General features: G+C 35.9%; 21 protein-coding genes. 15 read left to right on the top strand and 6 right to left on the bottom strand.

The window, feature by feature from the left end; translation table 11 throughout:
* The first annotated feature begins 29 nt into the window (after nt 1–29).
* From BUE24_RS20885 to BUE24_RS20860, 6 genes are all read left to right on the top strand, one after another.
* Nucleotides 30–932: a DUF6268 family outer membrane beta-barrel protein gene (locus BUE24_RS20885; RefSeq protein WP_073320692.1), complete on the top strand. Its 903-nt coding sequence runs from the start codon at nt 30–32 to the stop codon at nt 930–932.
* Complete coding sequence (locus BUE24_RS20880) at nt 932–2,095, top strand: sigma-54-dependent transcriptional regulator (protein WP_073320690.1); 1,164 nt, start codon at nt 932–934, stop codon at nt 2,093–2,095. The genes BUE24_RS20885 and BUE24_RS20880 overlap by 1 nt, the downstream gene beginning before the upstream one ends.
* A gap of 87 nt (nt 2,096–2,182) precedes the next feature.
* Nucleotides 2,183–2,704, top strand: coding sequence for a hypothetical protein (locus tag BUE24_RS20875; RefSeq protein WP_073320687.1), 522 nt, complete (start codon nt 2,183–2,185; stop codon nt 2,702–2,704).
* 122 nt (nt 2,705–2,826) lie between these two features.
* Complete coding sequence (locus BUE24_RS20870; RefSeq protein ID WP_073320684.1) at nt 2,827–3,705, top strand: PPK2 family polyphosphate kinase; 879 nt, start codon at nt 2,827–2,829, stop codon at nt 3,703–3,705.
* 55 nt (nt 3,706–3,760) lie between these two features.
* The gene (locus BUE24_RS20865; protein WP_073320681.1) at nt 3,761–5,149 is read left to right on the top strand and encodes a M20/M25/M40 family metallo-hydrolase; all 1,389 of its coding nucleotides are present in this window, start codon (nt 3,761–3,763) and stop codon (nt 5,147–5,149) included.
* A gap of 51 nt (nt 5,150–5,200) precedes the next feature.
* The gene (locus BUE24_RS20860; protein ID WP_073320678.1) at nt 5,201–6,061 is read left to right on the top strand and encodes a GNAT family N-acetyltransferase; all 861 of its coding nucleotides are present in this window, start codon (nt 5,201–5,203) and stop codon (nt 6,059–6,061) included.
* On the opposite strand, the gene BUE24_RS20855 is transcribed toward BUE24_RS20860, so the two are convergent.
* Nucleotides 6,058–6,423, bottom strand: coding sequence for a hypothetical protein (locus tag BUE24_RS20855; protein ID WP_073320676.1), 366 nt, complete (start codon nt 6,421–6,423; stop codon nt 6,058–6,060). The genes BUE24_RS20860 and BUE24_RS20855 overlap by 4 nt on opposite strands.
* An 86-nt stretch (nt 6,424–6,509) precedes the next feature.
* On the opposite strand from BUE24_RS20855, the gene BUE24_RS20850 reads away from it, so the two are divergent.
* The 4 genes from BUE24_RS20850 to BUE24_RS20835 all read left to right on the top strand — a co-directional run bounded on the left by BUE24_RS20850 (nt 6,510) and on the right by BUE24_RS20835 (nt 9,957).
* Nucleotides 6,510–7,880, top strand: a complete 1,371-nt coding sequence (locus BUE24_RS20850) for an MATE family efflux transporter (protein ID WP_073320673.1) — start codon at nt 6,510–6,512, stop codon at nt 7,878–7,880.
* Between the two features lie 159 nt (nt 7,881–8,039).
* Nucleotides 8,040–9,071, top strand: a complete 1,032-nt coding sequence (locus BUE24_RS20845; RefSeq protein WP_170864650.1) for an OmpA family protein — start codon at nt 8,040–8,042, stop codon at nt 9,069–9,071.
* Nucleotides 9,072–9,139: 68 nt separating this feature from the next.
* Nucleotides 9,140–9,367, top strand: a complete 228-nt coding sequence (locus BUE24_RS20840; RefSeq protein WP_073320831.1) for a hypothetical protein — start codon at nt 9,140–9,142, stop codon at nt 9,365–9,367.
* 23 nt (nt 9,368–9,390) lie between these two features.
* On the top strand, nt 9,391–9,957 hold the full coding sequence (locus tag BUE24_RS20835; RefSeq protein WP_073320667.1) for a phosphatase PAP2 family protein: 567 nt from the start codon (nt 9,391–9,393) through the stop codon (nt 9,955–9,957).
* A gap of 24 nt (nt 9,958–9,981) precedes the next feature.
* Here the strand turns inward: BUE24_RS20835 and BUE24_RS20830 are convergent, their stop codons facing one another.
* Nucleotides 9,982–12,219, bottom strand: coding sequence for a transglycosylase domain-containing protein (locus BUE24_RS20830; RefSeq protein WP_073320664.1), 2,238 nt, complete (start codon nt 12,217–12,219; stop codon nt 9,982–9,984).
* Between the two features lie 45 nt (nt 12,220–12,264).
* Nucleotides 12,265–13,785: a BCCT family transporter gene (locus BUE24_RS20825; RefSeq protein ID WP_073320661.1), complete on the bottom strand. Its 1,521-nt coding sequence runs from the start codon at nt 13,783–13,785 to the stop codon at nt 12,265–12,267.
* Between the two features lie 346 nt (nt 13,786–14,131).
* On the opposite strand from BUE24_RS20825, the gene BUE24_RS20820 reads away from it, so the two are divergent.
* On the top strand, nt 14,132–14,422 hold the full coding sequence (locus BUE24_RS20820; protein ID WP_073320658.1) for a hypothetical protein: 291 nt from the start codon (nt 14,132–14,134) through the stop codon (nt 14,420–14,422).
* Nucleotides 14,423–14,611: 189 nt separating this feature from the next.
* Nucleotides 14,612–15,868 (top strand): acyloxyacyl hydrolase, encoded by a 1,257-nt coding sequence (locus BUE24_RS20815; RefSeq protein ID WP_073320654.1) that lies wholly within the window; start codon nt 14,612–14,614, stop codon nt 15,866–15,868.
* A 4-nt stretch (nt 15,869–15,872) separates the two neighbouring features.
* On the opposite strand, the gene meaB is transcribed toward BUE24_RS20815, so the two are convergent.
* The 3 genes from meaB to BUE24_RS20800 form a co-directional block, all read right to left on the bottom strand.
* On the bottom strand, nt 15,873–16,949 hold the full coding sequence (meaB, locus tag BUE24_RS20810; RefSeq protein WP_073320651.1) for a methylmalonyl Co-A mutase-associated GTPase MeaB: 1,077 nt from the start codon (nt 16,947–16,949) through the stop codon (nt 15,873–15,875).
* 70 nt (nt 16,950–17,019) lie between these two features.
* On the bottom strand, nt 17,020–17,577 hold the full coding sequence (locus tag BUE24_RS20805; RefSeq protein ID WP_073320648.1) for a DUF2911 domain-containing protein: 558 nt from the start codon (nt 17,575–17,577) through the stop codon (nt 17,020–17,022).
* An 81-nt stretch (nt 17,578–17,658) separates the two neighbouring features.
* Nucleotides 17,659–17,880: a hypothetical protein gene (locus tag BUE24_RS20800; RefSeq protein WP_073320645.1), complete on the bottom strand. Its 222-nt coding sequence runs from the start codon at nt 17,878–17,880 to the stop codon at nt 17,659–17,661.
* A gap of 286 nt (nt 17,881–18,166) precedes the next feature.
* On the opposite strand from BUE24_RS20800, the gene BUE24_RS20795 reads away from it, so the two are divergent.
* Genes BUE24_RS20795 through BUE24_RS20785 form a run of 3 tightly spaced genes read left to right on the top strand, consistent with a single transcriptional unit; the run spans nt 18,167 to nt 20,604 of the window.
* The gene (locus BUE24_RS20795; RefSeq protein ID WP_084549644.1) at nt 18,167–18,658 is read left to right on the top strand and encodes an RNA polymerase sigma factor; all 492 of its coding nucleotides are present in this window, start codon (nt 18,167–18,169) and stop codon (nt 18,656–18,658) included.
* Nucleotides 18,642–19,250 (top strand): hypothetical protein, encoded by a 609-nt coding sequence (locus tag BUE24_RS20790; protein ID WP_073320639.1) that lies wholly within the window; start codon nt 18,642–18,644, stop codon nt 19,248–19,250. Before BUE24_RS20795 ends, BUE24_RS20790 begins: the two co-directional genes overlap by 17 nt.
* Nucleotides 19,231–20,604, top strand: a complete 1,374-nt coding sequence (locus tag BUE24_RS20785) for a hypothetical protein (protein WP_073320636.1) — start codon at nt 19,231–19,233, stop codon at nt 20,602–20,604. The genes BUE24_RS20790 and BUE24_RS20785 overlap by 20 nt, the downstream gene beginning before the upstream one ends.
* The last annotated feature ends 273 nt before the right edge of the window (nt 20,605–20,877 follow it).

Here is a 20,877-nt window from a genome sequence, read left to right as displayed (position 1 = left end):
AAGTTAATAAATAATATACACGCCCCAATATGAAGTATACGGATCTTTTAATGTTTTGTTTTTGTGTGTTTGCAATACACACAACTATTAGATCCCAGGATACTGATTTGGCAAGATTGGAATACGCTTATATCCCTCAAAGTGATAGCGATAATAGATATAGCAGAATTCGTTTTTCTGCTAACTATCCTATTAAAATGAAACAAGAGGGGTCTTATTTGGTAATTTCTGGTCAGTACCGATATAATGATCTTGATATAGAAGATCCATTAATATTTGATCCCGGAGGAGATCTCAATGTATTTCAGACTATAGGTTTGGAATTGGGGTATACCTTCAAAATGAAAAATAATTGGAGATTTGGAGCCAAACTAGGAGGGCAGATTTCGTCGAATTTCGAAAGTTCAGGAATAGATGGTGACGATTTTAGATATACAGGGTCGGTGTATTTTGTAAAAAGCTATAAGGATAAACAAGCCCCCAAAACGGCTAGGTTGATTATGGGATTACGCTATACTACTCCTGCCAGTATTAACTTCCCGTTACCAATTATAAATTACTTTAAACGATTTCATCAAAATTGGTCTTTTTCGGTAGGGACACCAAAAACGAGTATCAAATATTTCTTTAACGAAAAGAATACATTACAAGCTTTTGTGGGATTGGATCGTTTTTATGGTAATCTGCAGAATAACAGAACTTTTGTAGATCAAAATGGGGAAACAAAGGTTGCAGAAAATGCGTCGATGTTGAATATTCTTGGCGCATTAGGATATGAATATTATTTTACGGAACACTTATTGTTCTATATGTATTCCGGATATACATTAAGTAACGAAATACGACTACGAGATGGGGATCAGGAAAATGTACTGACCATCAATAATGGAAATACATTCTATTTTCGTAGTGGAATAAAACTAAAAATATAATGGCAAAAATTTTAGTAATTGAAGACGAATCTGCGATTCGAAGGGTTTTAGTCAAAATTCTTACCGAAGAAAACGATAAATATGAAGTATTCGAAGCCGAAGATGGGCTTTTGGGTATAGAAATGATCAAAAATGAAGATTATGATTTGGTGCTTTGTGATATCAAAATGCCAAAGATGGATGGAGTTGAGGTATTAGAAGCTGTAAAAAAGATAAAACCAGAAATCCCAATTGTGATGATCTCTGGGCACGGTGATTTGGATACAGCAGTAAATACGATGAGGTTGGGAGCATTTGATTATATTTCAAAACCACCAGATTTAAATCGTCTACTAAACACAGTTAGAAATGCCTTGGATAGAAAAGAACTGGTAGTCGAAAATAAGAGGCTGAAGAGAAAGGTTTCCAAAAATTACGAAATGATTGGAGAATCTAAAGCCATTTCAGACATCAAAGAAATTATTGAAAAAGTATCCGCTACTGATGCTAGGGTGTTAATCACAGGGCCTAATGGAACCGGTAAAGAACTTGTGGCGCATTGGATTCACCAAAAAAGTGATCGTTCTTCTGGACCAATGATCGAAGTAAACTGTGCTGCAATCCCTGGAGAATTGATCGAGAGTGAACTTTTTGGTCATGTTAAAGGAGCATTTACCTCTGCAAATAAAGATAGAGCTGGTAAATTTGAAGCAGCAAACGGAGGAACCATATTTCTCGATGAGATTGGGGATATGAGTCTTTCTGCACAAGCAAAGGTACTTCGTGCATTACAAGAAAATAAAATACAACGTGTAGGGAGCGATAAGGATATTAAGGTAAATGTAAGAGTGGTAGCAGCTACCAATAAAGACCTTAAAAAGGAAATAAGTGATAACAAGTTTCGAGAGGATTTATACCACAGACTGGCGGTAATCCTGGTTAAGGTTCCTGCATTAAATGATCGTAGAGAAGATATTCCATTATTAGTGGATCACTTTTCAAAGAAAATAGCTTCAGAACAAGGTTCTCCTACAAAAACGTTCTCTACCAAAGCGATTAAGCAATTACAACAATACGATTGGACAGGTAATATTCGAGAGTTACGCAACGTAGTAGAACGCTTAATTATTCTTGGTGGAGCAGAAGTAAGCGAGGAGGATGTAAAGCTCTTTGCGGCAAAATAAGAGTAGATAGTCTTTGGTGCTATAGTGGTTTATGCATGTAATGAATAAACCCTATATTGCGACCAAAAGTGGGATAAGCCCTTTGTTATGAAGAAAATTGTATTGCCCCTCCTGCTGTTGCTAGGCTTGCATAATGCTACAGCACAATATGATCCTGGTGCCGTAAACTACGGTTTTGTAGGGATCAAAAGTTTTGGTTTGCAAAATGAAGTTGGACTAGGAGCAAGAGTAGAATATGCCTTTAATTGCTATACTACCTTTATAGGAGAGTATAACAGAGCTTTTGCTATTGGAGCAGAAGAAGACTACGAAGGATTCAACGAACTGGCTTTTGGAGTCAATCTTATTTTATTTAATTGGTATCCTACCACAATAACAGCTGGAATGGGATATATTGGTAATGACTCTAATTTTTTTGAAGAGATAGAAGACGAAGCCTTTTTGGGGATACGATCTGGGAATTTTAATCACGGTGCTCAGATAAAACTAAGAGCATTGCATCAGATATCCGTTCCTGTGCACATTTTTGCCGAATTGAATGTCAAAAGTTTGGGAAGACGATATGATACCTTCTTGATTGGGTTTAGCTATGATTTTAAAGCAAGATAATAAACAGAATCAGTTATAAAAATACTGGTTTATGCACACTTGATGATAAGCTCCAATTACTAGATATATTTTTTACAAAACCAAAACTTTAGTATCTTTCGAAGTATAACACAAATGACATTATGAAGCACATAAATCATGATGATTTTAGGGCAAAAGGACCTGTAGAACTATCAAGTATTCCAACCATTATTGATCTTGAAGAAAGTGAAAAGAAGATTGAAAAAGAGTTGGAAGAAGTCAGAGAAAAACTAGGAAAACTTCAGGATACTTTGTACGCCCATGGTAAATATGCCGTATTGGTTTGTTTACAAGGGATGGATACCGCCGGAAAAGATAGTTTAATTCGAGAAGTATTTAAGGATTTCAATACCAGAGGGATTATCGTCCATAGTTTCAAAGTGCCAACCGATCTGGAGTTAGGACATGATTATTTATGGAGGCATTATATAGCCTTGCCACAGCGTGGAAAATTTGGAGTCTTTAACAGGACACATTACGAAAATGTGCTGGTTACTCGGGTACATCCAGAATATATCATGAATGAAAATTTACCGGATGTTACTTCGGTAGCGGATGTTAATGAAGAATTCTGGGATAAACGCTTTGAGCAAATACGAAATTTTGAAAAGCATATTGCTCAAAACGGGACTTTGATTTATAAGTTTTATCTGCATCTGTCAAAAGAAGAACAGAAAAATAGGTTATTACGTAGGCTTGAAAAAAAGGAAAAGAACTGGAAATTTTCAGCAGGGGATTTAAAGGAACGAAAACTCTGGGAAAATTATAAGAATTGCTATCAGGATGCCATTAGTAGAACATCAGAACAACATGCTCCTTGGTATATAATCCCTGCAGATGATAAGCCTTCAGCAAGATATATTGTAGCGAGAATTTTGTATGATACCTTAAAGACTTATGAAGATATTCAGGAACCTGAGTTGGATGAAGAGACAAAAGCCAATTTAGAGGCCTATAAACAACAATTAAATAATGAATAATGTAAAGACCAAGTTGATTTAAGACGACAGTCGATACATTATAGAGATAAATACTATGTTAAGAAAAATAACCCCTATTCTTTTTATTCTACTAAGCCTTAATGGCTTTGCCCAAACTCCATCAGTAGAAGATTCTACTATGCTTAAGAAGATATACACTACCTCCTTAGTAAATGGAAAAAGCTATGAGTGGTTAGATTATTTATCCAACCAGATAGGAGGGCGTCTCTCTGGTTCTATCAATGCGCAAAAAGCAGTAGAGTGGGGAGAAAAGGAACTAAAAGAGCTAGGGATTGATAAGGTATGGTTACAATCTGTAATGGTGCCCAAGTGGACAAGAGGGGTGACCGAGTTTGCCTATATCGAAACAGAACCAGGAAAAACAACGAATGTTCCTATTTGTGCATTAGGAGGTTCTGTTCCAACTCCTATAGGAGGTATCAAAGCTCCAATAATTGAGGTAAAGGGACTCGAGGACCTAAGAACTCTAGGAACAGATCAGATCGAAGGTAAAATTGTATTTTATAATAGACCCATGCAACCAGATCTTATTCAAACCTTCGAGGCGTATGGGGGTTGTGTAGATCAGCGTTATTCAGGAGCAGCAGAAGCAGCCAAATTTGGAGCTGTTGGAGTAATCGTAAGATCTATGAATTTGAGAATGGATGATTTTCCTCATACAGGAGCTATGAGTTATGGTGATTTACCGAATAGCGATAAAATTCCAGCAGCTGCCATTAGTACCAATGGAGCAGATTTGTTGAGTTCAATGTTAAGGTTGAATCCAAAGATCAAATTTCATATCAACATGAATTGTCGAAGTTGGAAAGATGTAGAGTCCTTCAATGTGATCGGTCAGATTACCGGAACCGATTTCCCGAATGAGTATATGGTAGTTGGTGGCCATTTGGATTCTTGGGACTTAGGAGATGGTTCTCATGATGATGGAGCTGGAGTGGTTCAGTCAATGGAGGTATTACGATTATTGAAAGAAATAGGGTACAAACCTAAGCGCTCTATTAGAGTAGTGCTGTTTATGAATGAAGAAAATGGATTGCGAGGAGGTAAAAAGTATGCCAAAGTAGCAAAAAGCAAGGGAGAAAAACATGTGTTTGCTTTAGAAAGTGATGCTGGAGCGTTTACGCCCAGAGGATTCTCTTTTGATTGCGATGATGCAAATTTTAATCAGATACAAAGTTGGAAACCTCTTTTTGAACCGTACTTAGTACATTATTTTGCCAAAGGAGGAAGCGGAGCAGACATCGGCCCATTAAAGGGAAATGGAATTGTTCTCGCTGGACTTAGACCTGATTCTCAACGGTATTTTGATTATCATCATGCCAAAAATGATACTTTTGATGCGATCAACAAAAGAGAACTCGAATTAGGAGCAGCAACAATGACTAGTCTTGTGTATCTTTTTGATAAATATGGTGTAAAGTAACAGATTCAACCTTAACAACTTCGTATACTTACTTATTACAACAGCTTCGATATGATTACATTCAAAACGCTTGACGGTATCGATATCAAAGATATTCATTCTTGTTTCTTGGAAGCTTTTGCAAATTATGAGGTTCCATTTAACATTACACTAGATGAATTCTCTTATATGCTAGCCCGAAGAGGATGTGATTTTTCAATGTCCTATGGAGCTTTCAGTGGTAATGTATTGGTAGGTTTTGTGCTTAATGGAATCGGTATATGGAATGGTATACCAACGGCATACGATACCGGAACGGGAATTATTCCCAATTTCCAGGGAAAAGGGATTGCAAAAGATCTATTTCGATTTGTGATTGAAGATTTAGTGGATAAAGGGCAAAAACAATATTTACTAGAAGTTATTAAGACGAATACAAAAGCGGTTCAACTATATAAAGAATTAGGTTTTGAGGTTACAAGAACTTACGATTATTATGTATTCGAGAATAAGGATTTGGATAAAGTACAATCCAAGCAACAGGTAAGTGTTGTTTTCAAAAGCATTGAAAAACCAGATTGGGGAGAAATAACATCTTTTTTCTCAATACCACAATCATGGCAGAACAATAGAGAATCAGTGGAAAGGAAGTTATCTCATTTTAAGATCCTTCAGATGCTTATAAATGAAACGGTGGTTGGGTATGGAGCTATAGAAATGCATACAGGAGATATTCCTTTGTTGGTTATTCATCCAGATCATCGAAGAAAAGGTCTTGGAACTTCTTTATTGAAGGAGTTAGCAGCTTTTTCAACCTCTGGAATGATAAAAATGATTAATATCGAGAGTAGTTATGAGCCTTTTACGCGGTTTTTTAAGTACCTTCAGGTACCGCCAGGTAAGGGACAGTACGAAATGATACTTACCTTCTAGCAATCCAAATTGCCATCGCAAACTACTGCCATGTAAACGATAGCAGCTATTCCTATTAGAATATTCAGTACTGGTAGACTAGCTGCAATAATTGCAAAAAGATGTCTTCTCTTTACAAAAGCAATCCAACTTACTACGATAGAAAAAACCGTAACAAAAGGATAAGCAACCAGGCTAATGACTAAAGTGATGGTAGGGATGCTGTTTTCGGATCCAGGACTGTCAAACATCATCGGGGACATGATGATCATGGGTAAAGAGGGTAAAATTAGAATACCGAAAATAATACTGGCAACAATGAGATAAATCTTGGTGTTATTTCGCTTGTTTAAAGCGGTGCTATTAGCTACTTTTTCAGACATAGTTCATGGTATAGAACGTTAAATATACGATAAGAATATTTTAGTTTATTTTGGTTCATATACCTTTGCGTCTTCAAAACTCAAAAATGCTTCAACAGTACACCAAAGAATTTAGATACAACATCAAATTAGCTGCTCCTGTTATGATGGGGATGATAGGGCATACCCTGGTGGCTCTGGTAGACAATATCATGGTAGGGCAGTTAGGTACAGCAGAACTAGCGGCAGTTTCTTTGGGAAACAGTTTTATGTTTATTGCTATGTCTTTGGGAATCGGCTTTTCTACTGCAATTACTCCTTTGGTAGCAGAAGCTGATGGTGAGAATAATTTTAAGAATGGTAAATCTGCTTTTAAACATGGTCTTTTTTTATGCACTACCTTGGGAGTGGTATTGTTCTTTTTGATTTTGCTAGCCAAGCCGATAATGTATCTTATGAAGCAACCAGAAGAGGTGGTTACTCTGGCATTGCCTTATTTGGATTTGGTGGCGTTTTCGTTAATTCCTTTGATTAGTTTTCAAGCCTTAAAACAATTTTCTGATGGGCTATCAATGACCCGACATCCAATGTATGCAACACTATTGGCTAATGTGGTGAATGTGGTATTAAACTATTTGTTGATTTTTGGGAAATTTGGATTTCCAGAGATGGGAATAGTAGGTGCCGCAATAGGTACACTAGCATCCAGAATTGTAATGACTGTCTTTTTATGGGTCTTTTTGCGAAAGAATATAAAGTCTACAAATTATGTAAAGAACATCAAATTCTTTATTCTAGAGAGTAAGATGATCAAAAAAATATTGGCGTTAGGGTTTCCATCAGCGTTGCAGATGTTTTTTGAAGTAGCCATTTTTACGGCAGCGATATGGTTGTCTGGTATTTTGGGTAAGAACCCTCAGGCAGCCAATCAGATAGCGCTCAACCTGTCTTCTATGACGTTTATGGTAGCCATGGGGTTAAGTGTAGCGGCGATGGTTAGGGTAGGAAACCAGAAGGGTTTAGCACGTTTTGAAGATTTACGCAGAATTGCAATTTCGATATTTCTGCTCTCATTTCTTATTGCTACAGTTTTTGCGTTAATTTTTATTCTGTGCAACACCATTCTTCCTTTAATTTATCTGGACCAAAATGATATAGAAAATCTAGCAGACAATACCGAAGTAATTAGCATTGCGGCCAAGCTTTTAGTTATCGCAGCCTTATTCCAGATATCTGATGCAATCCAGGTAACCGTACTTGGAGCACTAAGAGGGCTTCAAGATGTGAAAATACCTACTGTTATTACCTTTGTTGCTTATTGGATAGTAGGTTTTCCTGTAAGTTATTACCTGGGGTTATATACTGAGTATCAAAGTTCGGGCATTTGGATAGGTCTTCTTGCCGGACTTACAACTTCGGCATTATTGTTGTGTTTCAGATTCAATAAATTAACAAAAGCTTTGATTCAAAAAAATTGAATTTTGAAATAAAAACAAGGGAGAAATACGTTTTACCTACTTCGTTCGTTAATTTGGTATTAACGAATAATTAACTATCTTTCCCATAAAAACCTAACGCAAATAATGAAAGTCCCAAATTTTAAATTTTGTCTATCACTTATTGCCTTTACTTTGTCGATGATAACTAGTAGTAGAGGTCAAAACTTCGAACACAGTAAAAAACAAAACTTAATTCCTAACCCGAGTTTTGAGACTGTAAATACTTCAATTAAGAGGATGGATATGGAAATGCAGAATTTTGGAATCCTTCAAAACTGGAAGCCTGCAATTAATTCACCAGATGCTTATCATCCACAATTAGAATTGGTAAGATTCATACATAAATCACCTAATTTTCTAAACCAGTTTGGAGATCAAGACCCAAGAACTGGAGAGGGTAAAGTTGGAATGTATATTGCCGGGGGAGAGTATAAAGAAGGGGTAACTGCAAAGTTAAGACAGCCGCTTGGTGCCGGGAAGTATTACTATTTTCATATGTATGTATCTTTGGGAGAAGGAATTTCTAATTCCTGTACTTCTTCTATAGGCGCTTATTTCAGTGCTAGAAGTCCAAAAATCACAGGAACATCAAAACTTCCTCTACACATCGAATCTTCAAAAAGAGTTTGTGATACCAAAGGTTGGGCAAAAGTTTGTGGAGTATATCGTGCAAAAGGTACAGAAAAATATATTTCTTTAGGTTACTTTTCTGATAGCCCAAGAGGTAAGTCGGTTAAGGGAGGAAATTATGATACCGGTTATTATTTTGTAGATGATGTATTGTTGATGGAAATGAGAAGCACTAAAGGCTTAATTGCGGATCAGGTATGTAACATGGCGTTAGATTTTAAGCCTATTGAATTTTTGGTAGGAGAGAGTGAGGCTTACAAAGAAATTAAAGAAGCTTTGGATTCATACATTCAATATGTAACTATTTTTAATGTGAATTCGGTAAAAATTATCGGTCATGCAGATGATGCTGGTTCTACCTTTGAGAACGAAATCATGTCTTCTGTAAGAGCTTTTAATGTAAAGGCTTATATGATCGAAAAAGGAGTAGACGAGTCGCTTATTGAAGTCATTGCAGCAGGAGAAACGGCTCCTATAGTAACCGAAGGATCTGATTTGGACCCAGAGTCTAATAATCGCGTAGAAATTAAAATAGAATAATACCAAAATTATAACTGGTGTTCCTTCAAAAAGGTAGTACCTTTGAAGCAAATTTTTATAGACAAATCATGAGCTTTCCAAAATTCTTGTTAGGGGATAATACTGATTTTCCTGATTCAATTTTTGTGATTCATACCGAATTTCCAAGGTTTATCATCAATCTTGAAAATGATGAGGTAGAATGGCTTGAAGAATTTGATAAGCACGATGAGAAAGAGTTACTTTCTGAAGCTGAAAACCTTTTTCAGGAAGCAAATGACTTTTATGATCGTGAGATAGAACGTTATGACGAATAACCCGGTTGATATCCTATTGATTCATGGAAGAACTAATACAATTTGATAGAGATCTTTTTTTATATCTCAATAACCTTGGGAATACTACTTGGGATGGATTTTGGTTGTTTATGACCGAAAAGTTATATCAAATTCCCTTGTATTTAGTTTTGTTATACTTTTTCCATAAATATTTTGGGTTACGTGGTACGATTATAACACTGGTTGTCGTAGCTGGTTTGATTGCTGCATCTGATCAATTGTCAAACCTGTTCAAGAATGTATTGTTTATGCGACCAAGACCATGTCGTGCAGAAGGGGTAGCAGAATTTACCAGATTTATTGCAGAACGTTGTGGTCGTCATGGATATTTTTCGGCTCATGCTGCCAGTTCTATGGCATTGGCTTTTTTTACAGGGCTTTCTCTACAAAAGCGTCTAAAGTATATCTTTCCTTTTATGGTAGTTTGGTCTATCGTTGTGAGCTATAGTAGAATTTACTTAGGAGTTCATTATCCAGGGGATATCATTACTGGTATGGCAATAGGTATTTTATTGGGTGTAGGTGCCTATAAACTTCATGGGTTTTTAATCAAAAAATACGGATCATAAGAAACCCTTTTTGAGCCTTGATTTCTAATTTTTTCTGAATTTTTTCTTTTTCTGCTTTTTGCTAAATAATCGTTTTAAGAAACTATCACGCTTTTCGGGTTTACAATCCAGATCATCCAGAATTTCTTCAGTGAGTTTCTCAAATTTGGCTTTGGTGATGAAGTCAAAACTAGCATCTTTATTCATTTCTTGATATAGCTTTGCAAAAATAGGTAAAGCCGTATTTGCTCCCTGACCCATAGCGGTGGTTTTAAAACCAATATTGTAGTTATCATTACCTACCCAGGTAACTGTTACAAGTTTGGGAGTGATCCCTACAAACCAGCCATCCTTATTGTCTTGGGTGGTTCCCGTCTTTCCGGCAATATCATTATTCAACTTATAAGAATTCCGTATTCTTGAAGCCGTTCCTTTATTTACGGTTGCTCTCATCATCTGCAGCATTACTTGTCGTGTATATGCGGAGTATGCTAAGGTATCCTTTATTTTGGGTTCGAAAGATTGTATGAGATTACCATTTTTATCTTCAATTTTTGTGATGTAAAATGGGGTTACTGGTTTACTTTCGTTTACGAAACTGGCATAGGCTCCAGCAAGAGATTTTAAAGGAATACCATCAGTGCCTAAAGCCATAGCGGGTTTTTCTGACAGCGAATCGGTGATGCCTAATTTTCTTACCTGATCTACCACTTTGGGGATTCCCACTTCGTTAAGAACTTTTACGGCTACTGTGTTAACAGATTGACTTAGTGCAGTCTCCAGACTGAAATTGAGATATGGATCTTCTTCTTTTGATGAATTTTTAGGAGTCCAATCCTCTAGATCTGTATAGGTAATCGATTTGGTTGAAAAATAAGTACACGGTTTCATACCGTCTTCTATGGCTGCGGTATACACAAAAGGTTTAAAAGTCGATCCAACTTGCCTTTTACTTTGTGATACATGATCGTATTTAAAATGACGATAATCAATACCGCCAATATAGACTTGTACCGCTCCAGTAGAAGGTGCTACAGCGATCATCCCGGTATTTAAAAATTTAAGATAGTGTTGAGTGCTATCTATAGAAGAAACTTTTTTGGTACTATCTCCACTCCATTCAAAAAGTTCAATTTCTTTTTCCTTAGATAAAGAATCCAATATTTGAGATTCTGTCAACCCCTCTTCAGTCCACTTTTTATATGTTTTTTGTTTCCGGATGATATTCTTGAGTAATCCCTTGTCCTTCCATGGTGCTTGATCCCCGTACGATGTTTCATATTGTTTTTGTAGACTTTTTAGATGTTCTTTCATAGCTTCTTCTGCCAAGGCTTGCATCTTGAAATCCAAAGTAGTGTAAACCACCAGGCCATCATTGTAGATATCATAATCATTACCGTCGAGTTTTTTATGATGTTCCATGATTTTGAGAAGCTCTTTTTTTACCTCTTCTCTGAAATATGGAGCAAGTCCAAGGTCATGATTAAAATATTGATAATCCAACGCTATACTTTTGCTCATTGTCTTGTCTGCTTTTTGAGATAAGATGTATCCATATTTGACCATTTGTTTGAGGACTACATCTCTTCTTAACTGACTTCGTTCTGGAAAAAGACGAGGGTTGTAACTATGATTTGCTTTTAGGGTGCCAATCAAAGTTGCCGATTGCGATAAGGTAAGTTGAGAGGTGGTTTTATTAAAAAACTTTTGAGCAGCACTTTCTATACCGTAGGTGTTATCCGGAAAAGGTACAGTGTTAAAGTACAGTACCAGTATTTCTTGTTTGGTGTAAATTTCCTCTATCCTTTGAGCAATAATAGATTCTTTTAGTTTGTTAATAACCGTACTGAATATTCGATATTTTTTCCGCCCATAAAGATTCTTAGCTAATTGCAAAGTAATTGTACTACCACCGCCAGAAGATTTATCTCTTAATAAGATACTTTTGAAAAATACACGCAATAAACTTTTGTTATCCACACCATCGTGCTCATAAAACCGAACATCTTCCGTTGCGATAAGCGCATTAATCAAATGTTCAGGAAGATCTGCATATGTGATAGGTTGTCTATCATAGATGTAATACTTGCCAATTAGTTGTCCGTCCTTAGCTAATACCTGAGTTGCCTGAGCCTGTTTAAGCGTACCTAATTCCTGTTTGGTTGGTAATTTGCCCCACGCACCCAGATAGATAGAAAGGTAAAAACCGATAAACCCCAGTACAATAATCCCAAGGCCCAACGAGGGCCACTTTACCCATTTTTTTTGTAAAAACTGCTTCATGTCATTTCAGATCCCGACATAGATAACGTTAAAAACTCGCTATTATTAAGTTTTTTCAACAGGTCTTTTCTTTTTAAAATCCCTAAAGAATAATATAATCATTATCACCATAAGTAACGAAAAAGGTAAAGATGTGATAATGAGTAGTTTTTGCATGGCAATCAATACATTGATTTCGGCTTTAGCATTACCCAACAAAATGATTCCAATAGCAAAAATTGTGAGAACAATACTCCATAATAAACGATGTTTTTTTGAAGGTTCTTGTTTGCCATCATCAGTGAACATGCTGAGCACAAAAATGGCAGAATCTAGTGAAGTGACCAAAAAACTGATCAAGAGCAATATGGTTAATGCATTTATAAAACTTTGTAAGGGATAATTTTCAAAAAAGATAAAAATAGAAGTAAATACGTTGTCAAATTGCCCTTGATAATTTCCTAGGTGTTCTATGATATCAAAAGCAGATTGCCCAAAGGTAGTAAACCAAAAAAAAGTACCTAGAGAGGGAATAAAAAGTACTCCTAGTATAATTTCTCTAAGAGTTCTTCCTTTAGAAATTCTGGCAATAAAAATGCCAGTAAATGGAGCCCAGGCCAGCCAAAACGCCCAATAATAGTAGGTCCAATCCGTAAGAAACGCTTCGCCTGGGTTATACCGGCCGTACGCTAAACTAAGAGGTATAAAATCAATGATGTAGTGAAATAATGCATTAAAAAATTGGTAGATTACCGAAAGGATATCACTTTGTACAAATACAAAGAGTAATAGACCTATGGTGATATAGATATTCCAGGTAGAAATGATTTTAATGCCTTTGTTAACTCCTCTAAACACCGATATAAATGCCAATACTGAAATGAGTAATAGGACCAAAATAGTTCCTGTTAATCCTATGTCATGGTTTAATATATGAGTCAACCCTCCTTCGGTTTGGGTAGTACCGAGTCCTATGGCCGCCACCAATCCGAAAACGGTGGTAAGGATAGCAAGGATATCGATACTCCCAAAAATGATACTCTGAGCAACTCCAGAGGGGACCAATTTTGATATTGAGGAAAAAGCACTGCTTGACAATACTTTTTTGGAGTGAACGAATAAATAATACCCTACTACTATGGCAAAGATTGCATAAAAGGCCCAGGCGGTAAATCCCCATTGATAAAAAGTGTATTCGAGTGCTATAGTACTCGTCTTGGCACTGGTGTTTATTGGGGGATTATTCATCATATACACGGGCTCCTGCACTGCCCGTAATAAAATTCCGGCACCCATGCCTGCGCTGTATAACATGGATATCCATGCCAACCTTGAGAATTGAGGTCTATCGGTAGAGGAACCCAATTTTTTACTTCCCCATTTAGAAATGGCTAGCATGACTAATAATACTACACAAATCAATCCCAACCAAAGATAAAACCTCCCAAATAGCTGTCGTATCAATATGGAAAAGGACTCTATTCCATCATAGGTTTCAACGGTAAAAAAATATAAGAAAAATGAAAAAAATAGGAGGATTCCCAGTGAAATATAGAGTAAACTGTTTTTGCTGAAATCAAATCTCATAATAGTTCGTTTTTCTTTGGAAAAATTTTTAGTAGTAATAAAATGTAATGGTGTACTATTAAATGTCTTAAAAAGTTTTGAATTGACGTTATTATCCTGATAAGTTTTGATTTTTTTAACAAGTAAAAAACCGAAAAAATAATCTGATTTTTAAACTTGTTTCTTCAAAAATTTCAATAATTTTAAGTAGACTTGTAATAGCATTACAGCTGTGTTATGGGAACCAGCCCAATTAGAAGATTCCTTGGGGGTAAAGTAACTATAATTTTCCTCAAGTTTAGTAATAGAATTAAAAGTAGACCTTCGTTTTAACCCTGTTATTATAACTAACTAAACCTGCAAACCCATGAGAAGAGTAATTGTTGATTTTAAAAAACTGAATAAAGACATTTTAAACCTTCTTGTACAAAAGTTTCCTGATGGCTATGCCGATAGAGATATCATTTCTTTCAAAAATCATCACAATGAGCTGATCGAAGCTGTAGAAGTACGAACAGAAGATACCGCATATCTGGTAAAAATAAGTAAAAGATTATCGGATACAATGCAAGCCTTTGATGATGACGATACCACCGACAATATTCCTGAAAATGTGGGTGCTCCTGAGGTAAAGGATATGGAGGGGGCAGAAGAATAATCGAAGATTATTTTCTGTAAACAAGCTTGGTTGTTTCTGCCTAACTAATGCAAATTTATTTTTATTTGTATATTTCCTCATGCTGATATCCGTATTTGGATAGATATATGCTGGGGAAAAAACAAGTTAACAACAACCAAACCTTTAAGAGCCTTTTGGATACAATTAGGTTATAAAACCGCATTTATATTGTTTAAGAAAAAATATTTACTCCTGTTTTTTGTGGGAGTATCACTTTATGCACAGCAATCAGGTAAAAAGAATTCCAGATCTTTTTTTATCATTCCAGAACTAGCTCTAGGAAAAACGATGGAGGCAAATACAGGCTTCCCTAAAACAGACCTGCAAAAATCCTTATTTGTAAGTATAGGCGGTTACAATCAATCAAGTGATCAACGATGGGCAGCAGAGTTAGGTTACCCCAAAACAGGTCTTTCTTTAGGAATTACAGATTTTGGTAATACCGACAAATTAGGGTTGGCATATTCGGTTCTACCATTTGTTGAGTTTGGTTTATTTAAAAAACGTTCAGACCGGTGGAATGTAAATGTAGGTATGGGAGCAGCTTATCTCGATACGCAATACGATCCCGAAACGAATCCATTTAATCTTGCGGTTACTACCAAAGTCAATTGGACTTTCCGTTCATTTTTATATTATGATTTTTTAAAACGGAGAAACATCAATTGGCGTTTGGGGATAGGATATGCGCATTTTTCTAACGGACATACTCGGTTACCCAATCAAGGACTGAACTCTTTCTTGATCAATATATCTTCTGAAATAGGAAAACAACCAGCAGTATCTCAGGAAAAGAGTGGGATACCAGTGCCCAAAAAGAAACGATACTCAGAGAATTATTTTTCTTTCAGAGCTGGTATTGGGCAAAATGTGCTTTCCAGAATTTTTAATGATAAGAAAGAGGTATATTCCGTAGCTCTTTCAGGAGGTAAGATTATCAATAAAACGTATAAGTTTGGAATAGGGGCGTATTATCGGTTTTATGAGCACTACTATGATCATATACGAGAAGATGGAGAACTCATAAGCGAACAGGTGCCAGAGTACAAAGAACACCCATTTCGTTATGCAACAAACTTTGGTTTTTTTGGAAGTGCAGAGCTCTTCCTGGGACACGTAGGAATCTTGTTTGATTTTGGGATAAATATTTACAAACCTTTTTATAAGATTGAATGGCAATTGAGTCAGGGATTTTTTTACCAGGGACAATATGCCAGGTTAGGAGAGTTGAATTCTTATTATCGGATAAAAAGAACCATTACTGGGAGGATGGGAATAAGATATTATCTATTTAATACTTCCAAATCACCAAAAAACAATGTATTTCTTGGGGCTACAATTAATTCCAATTTGGGTCAGGCAGATTTTTCTGAGTTAAGTCTGGGGTATGCATATCGATTTGGATTTAAGGAAAAATCAAAATAGCACTTTATTGCTTCTTGCCTAGGTTGAGTAAATATTTGGCAGCAGTAAAAGGAGAGGTTTTAAGCTGTTGTACTGCTTCCATCTGAGTATTCATTTCTTTTTTTACCTCTGGGTTGTTAAAAAATGATGTTTTCAATTGTTCTTCTATAGTCTGTAGTAACCAGAACTTGTTTTGTTGAATCCGATTCTCTTCAAAAAAGCCATTCTTTTTGGTGATGTCCAAATAATCCAGAATGACCTTCCAGATCTCTTCAATCCCTTCTTTTTTTAGGGCACTACAGGTCATTACCTGGGGAGACCATGTGCTTTCTGCAAGAGGGAACAGATGCAAGGCTTTCCTGAACTGATTCTTTGCCTCACGTGCACGTTTTTGATTATCACCATCTGCTTTATTGATCACTATGGTATCTGCCATTTCTATAATCCCTCTTTTGATACCTTGAAGTTCATCTCCGGCTCCAGCCAATTTTAAAAGCAAAAAGAAATCCACCATACTATGTACTGCCGTTTCGCTTTGTCCAACTCCAACCGTTTCAATAATAATTACATCATACCCAGCAGCTTCGCAAAGAATTATAGATTCTCTGGTCTTCTGAGCAACTCCTCCTAGAGAACTACCAGAAGGGGAAGGACGAATAAAAGCATCTCGAGACCTCACCAAAGATTCCATTCTGGTTTTATCTCCTAATATACTACCCTTCGAAATTGTACTGCTAGGATCAACGGCCAGAACAGCAACTTTTTTTCCTTTTTGAATCAAAAGATCGCCTAAGGCTTCAATGAATGTACTTTTTCCTACTCCCGGTACTCCTGTAATACCAACCCTAACGGCCTTATTGGAGTGAGGTAGACATTTTTCTATGAGTTGTTGTGCTTGCGTGGTATGATCCTCCTGTGTGCTTTCGATCAAAGTAATACCGCGACTTAATGCCGTAGTATCTTTGGCCAAAATTCCTTCAAAAATGGTTTGGACGCTTACTTTTTTTTGGCGTTTCCTTTTAAAGCGATCAATAGCATCGTTCTTGGTGCTTTCAGGAACTTTTGAGATCGATTGAGGATGTTTGTTGGGTGCTTTAGACACAGACTGATTTTAAGGCAAAGTTATAAATTCCTAACAGTTAATATATCTTTTATTACTCCTTAAACTAAAATTATACTTTTATCGGAATAGCAACGGCGGTTTGATCCCAAGCCAAGAACATGAGGGTAAATCCATTTGCATTTTGAAAATAAATGGAGAATTGCTCTACCACATTTAAAAGAGGTTGTACAGGAACTTCAACAATGAGTTGATCGTATTGCGGATCTCGGGTAGCTTTTCCATCATTGAAACTCACTCCCCAATCGTACATTTTATTATTAAAAATAACTTTCCAAGAATCTTTATTGGGGATAGTCCATAATGTATACGTCCCTGCGGGTAGTTGTGTGCCATCTACCATAACGTCTTTATCGGTGGTAAAAGTCGTAGCCTCATTTGCTCCGGTTCTCCATACTTCACCAAAAGGGACCAAATTGCCAAAAATTTCCCTATCCTTTTTGTAGGGCCTGTTATAATAAATCTCAAAATTGACATTACCAGCATTATGAGTAAAGGCTTCTTCTGGGCTATGTTTTTTGGTATTGTATTTTATCAATTGTAAGCCGGCAAAACCGAAAATAAAAAGGCCGGCAAGGATTAATAGCACTCGTTTTAGTGATCTAGACATAAAAGTTAATCTTTGATTGATTAAAGATAGTCTTTTTTGGGATCTAAATGCTATTAATCCTTATGAAGAAAAGTAATAGGTTTATTGGGTTAATCTGGCAATATTCATGATGTTTACTGCACAGGTGTTTCTCAGTGAAGTAAGGATTTTTAATATTGAATCGGGTAAATGCTTGTTTTCCAGTAAATAATCAATTTGATCGATTATCGTATTGGTACAATTCATATTTTTCTCCAAAAGTGTGAAGACATCTTTTACTTCATCATGATCTTCGTAAATCTGACTTTTTTTTAGCTTATGCATGGTTAAATAATTTAGTTTAATAAAAGTTGTATTATATAGTATATTTACTTTACAAAAGCTTACTTTGAGAGTAGTTAAATATTTATTAATTATTTGATATTCAATTGTTTGATTATTTTGTTTCGATTTTATACATAATTTTGCAACACCTAGGCTTTTGTATTCGTCTATATAAATGAATACAATTAGAAACAGTTTTTAATTAGAATCACTAACCAAAAGTAAAGGAAGTTTGTTACAAAGCGAGCTAATAGAACAGTGTAGAGCGAATGACCGCAGAGCACAGATGAAGCTTTATAATAAGTACTGCGATGGTATGTATTATGTGGCTTTACGATTCCTCAAAGATCCATTTGAGGCAGAGGAGGCTATGCAAGAATCTTTCATCAAGGCTTTTACGAGATTACATCAATTTACAGGTGATGTTACTTTTGGTGCTTGGCTTAAACGAATTGTAATTAATAAGAGCATTGATATGCTTAAAGCCAAAAAGATGAATATGGTGGCGATAAATGAACAGGTAATGACGACAGTAGAAGAGCAGAATGATTGGTCTGTTTCAGATTCGGTTACCGTAGATGAAGTAAAGAAAGCTATAGAAAGATTACCTGAAAAATATAAATATGCAGTAATGCTATTTTTAATAGAAGGGTATGATCATAACGAAATAAGTGAAATATTAGATATCACTCCGGTTGCTTCTAGGACTTTAGTACATAGAGGAAAAAAGCAACTACAGGACCAACTAAAACATTTGAAAGATGGCACAAGATATTAGAGAGCTGTTGAGACAAGATAAAGCTATCCCTTCTGAACGATTGCAAGATGGACATCAAGCTCGTTTTATGGCTAGATTAGAGAAGGAGTTACCTGAGCGGAAAACTAAATCGTCTAATTATGGCTGGCTTAAAATTGCAGCCAGTGTGGCTATTATTTTTTCCATTTCTATCACCGCATTTAACCAATTTGGCGATAAGGAAAATACTGGTACTGAGGTAGTAGATACTGAAAATACCAAAAATGCTACCGTAGTGTTGAATAAGCAATCCTCTGGGTTGGCTGATATGCACCCAGAATATGAAAAGGTAGAAAACTATTTGTTGACCAGTATTAAATTTCAATTATCCGAAATTACGGTCAATGATAAAAACAGAGAATTAGTAGAAAGTTTTAAGGTGCGTTTGAGTAATCTTGATAAAGAATACCAGAACTTAAATAAAGAATTGATGGAAGTTGGGCCAAACTTAGAGAGTATTGAAGCTATGAAGGAGAATCTAACGCTTAGACTTTCATTATTAGAACAATTAAAAGAAAAACTTGAAGAATTAGAAAAAATTGAGAACGAAGGATATGACGAAATACAAGCTTAGCAGTATTACATTTTGCATTCTTAGTCTTTGTGTTACAGGATTGCTAGCTCAGGATAGACAAGAGAAACTTAATGAACGGATTTCTGTTGCTTCTAATGTTGTGTTAAACCTGAATACCAGCCATACCAATGTTGTTTTTGAAACCTGGAATAGAAATGAAATTGGGATTGAAGCTTATGTAGAAGGAGAGAGCCTAGATGACGAAAATAGCAGAAGGATTATAGAAAGTTGGCAGTTGGATGTATTAGGGGATGATCAAAATATTACGATCAACTCCAGAGCGGGAAATTTATGGTCTGGAAAAGTTACTGCATCAAATTTTACGATTAGTGAAGAAGATTTAAGAAAGTTGAATCCTGCTATTTCAGACCTGCTTAAGCCTCTTATTAAAAATATAGAGAATAATCCGATGCCTAATTCGCTTTCAAATGAGCAGCAGTCTAATGTGAATCTCTCTAACAAAAAGTATTCGGAACAGGACGAGAAGTATGTGCAGCAGTGGGAGAGTCAAATTCGAGAGAAATTCAGTGATGAAATCGAAAAAGAAAAGCAAAAGCTAGCGCAACAGTTAGAAAAGAATGGTACTATTTCCGGGGATTTACAAATCAAATTAGAGTGGGGAGAGCAGTATGGTAGGCAAATGGAAGCGTGGGCTTCACAGTTTGTCAGAGATATACAAAATCAGCAACAAGGAACGTCGAATGTAACGGTTTATCAGTATACAGCTACACGACCTAATACCAAAGGAACCAGTAAGGTGATCAAAGTGAAAATGCCTAAAAATGCAAAGTTGAAACTAAACATTCGTCATGGAGCAGTGCAACTTGCAGAAAGGTCATATAATGTAAAAGCATCCTTATCACATACTAGATTGTCAGCCAATGTGATTGATGGAAATAAAACATTTATAAAAGCATCTTATTCTCCTGTATTTGTAAGGCAATGGAATGATGGAAGGCTTGTGGTGAATTATGTAAAGAATTGTAGAATTCAGACTGCTAAAAATCTTTTGGTAAACTCAGATTCGAGTAACATCTTTATTCAGCAAATGGATGAAAACGGAGCCATAGCTGCAAGTTTTGGAACAGTAACCATTGCGAATTTAGGAAGTTCTTTCAAAACGTTGGATTTAGCCGTTCAGAATAGTGATTTTCGATTGAAGTTACCTAAAACACCTTTTAATCTTTCGTATACTGGGTCTCGCAGTAAAATTGGATTGCCCAAAACGCTGGAAATTAATACCAGAAGTAATTTTGGAAACGTTTTTATCAATGGGTATCAAGGTACACGAGATACGGACAAGCTGATTACTGTTAATGCTAAATATAGTAATGTGATTTTAAGTAAAGAATAAATATTTTTCATAATAATTGTAGTGTTAATTATAAAAAAGCTTCATCGGTGCAGATCGATGGGGCTTTTTTAGTGTTTAGGCGTTGACTGTTTTTGTTTTTCTACAAAAAAAGCGTAAGAACCTTGGTCGCGTTTTGTCTTTGATCCTTACAAAAATGCATTTAATCTATTATTTCCCCGACTCTTTAAATGTAAAATACTGATATACATGAAGTTAAACTTTAAATAACTTAAATTTAACATTTTTTGTGTTTTTTATCGAGTATCGAATTCA

The organism is Aquimarina spongiae (assembly GCF_900141785.1).
Taxonomy (GTDB): Bacteria; Bacteroidota; Bacteroidia; order Flavobacteriales; family Flavobacteriaceae; genus Aquimarina; species Aquimarina spongiae.
Note: the sequence above shows the minus strand (reverse complement) of the source record. Positions and strands in the feature narration are given on the sequence as shown.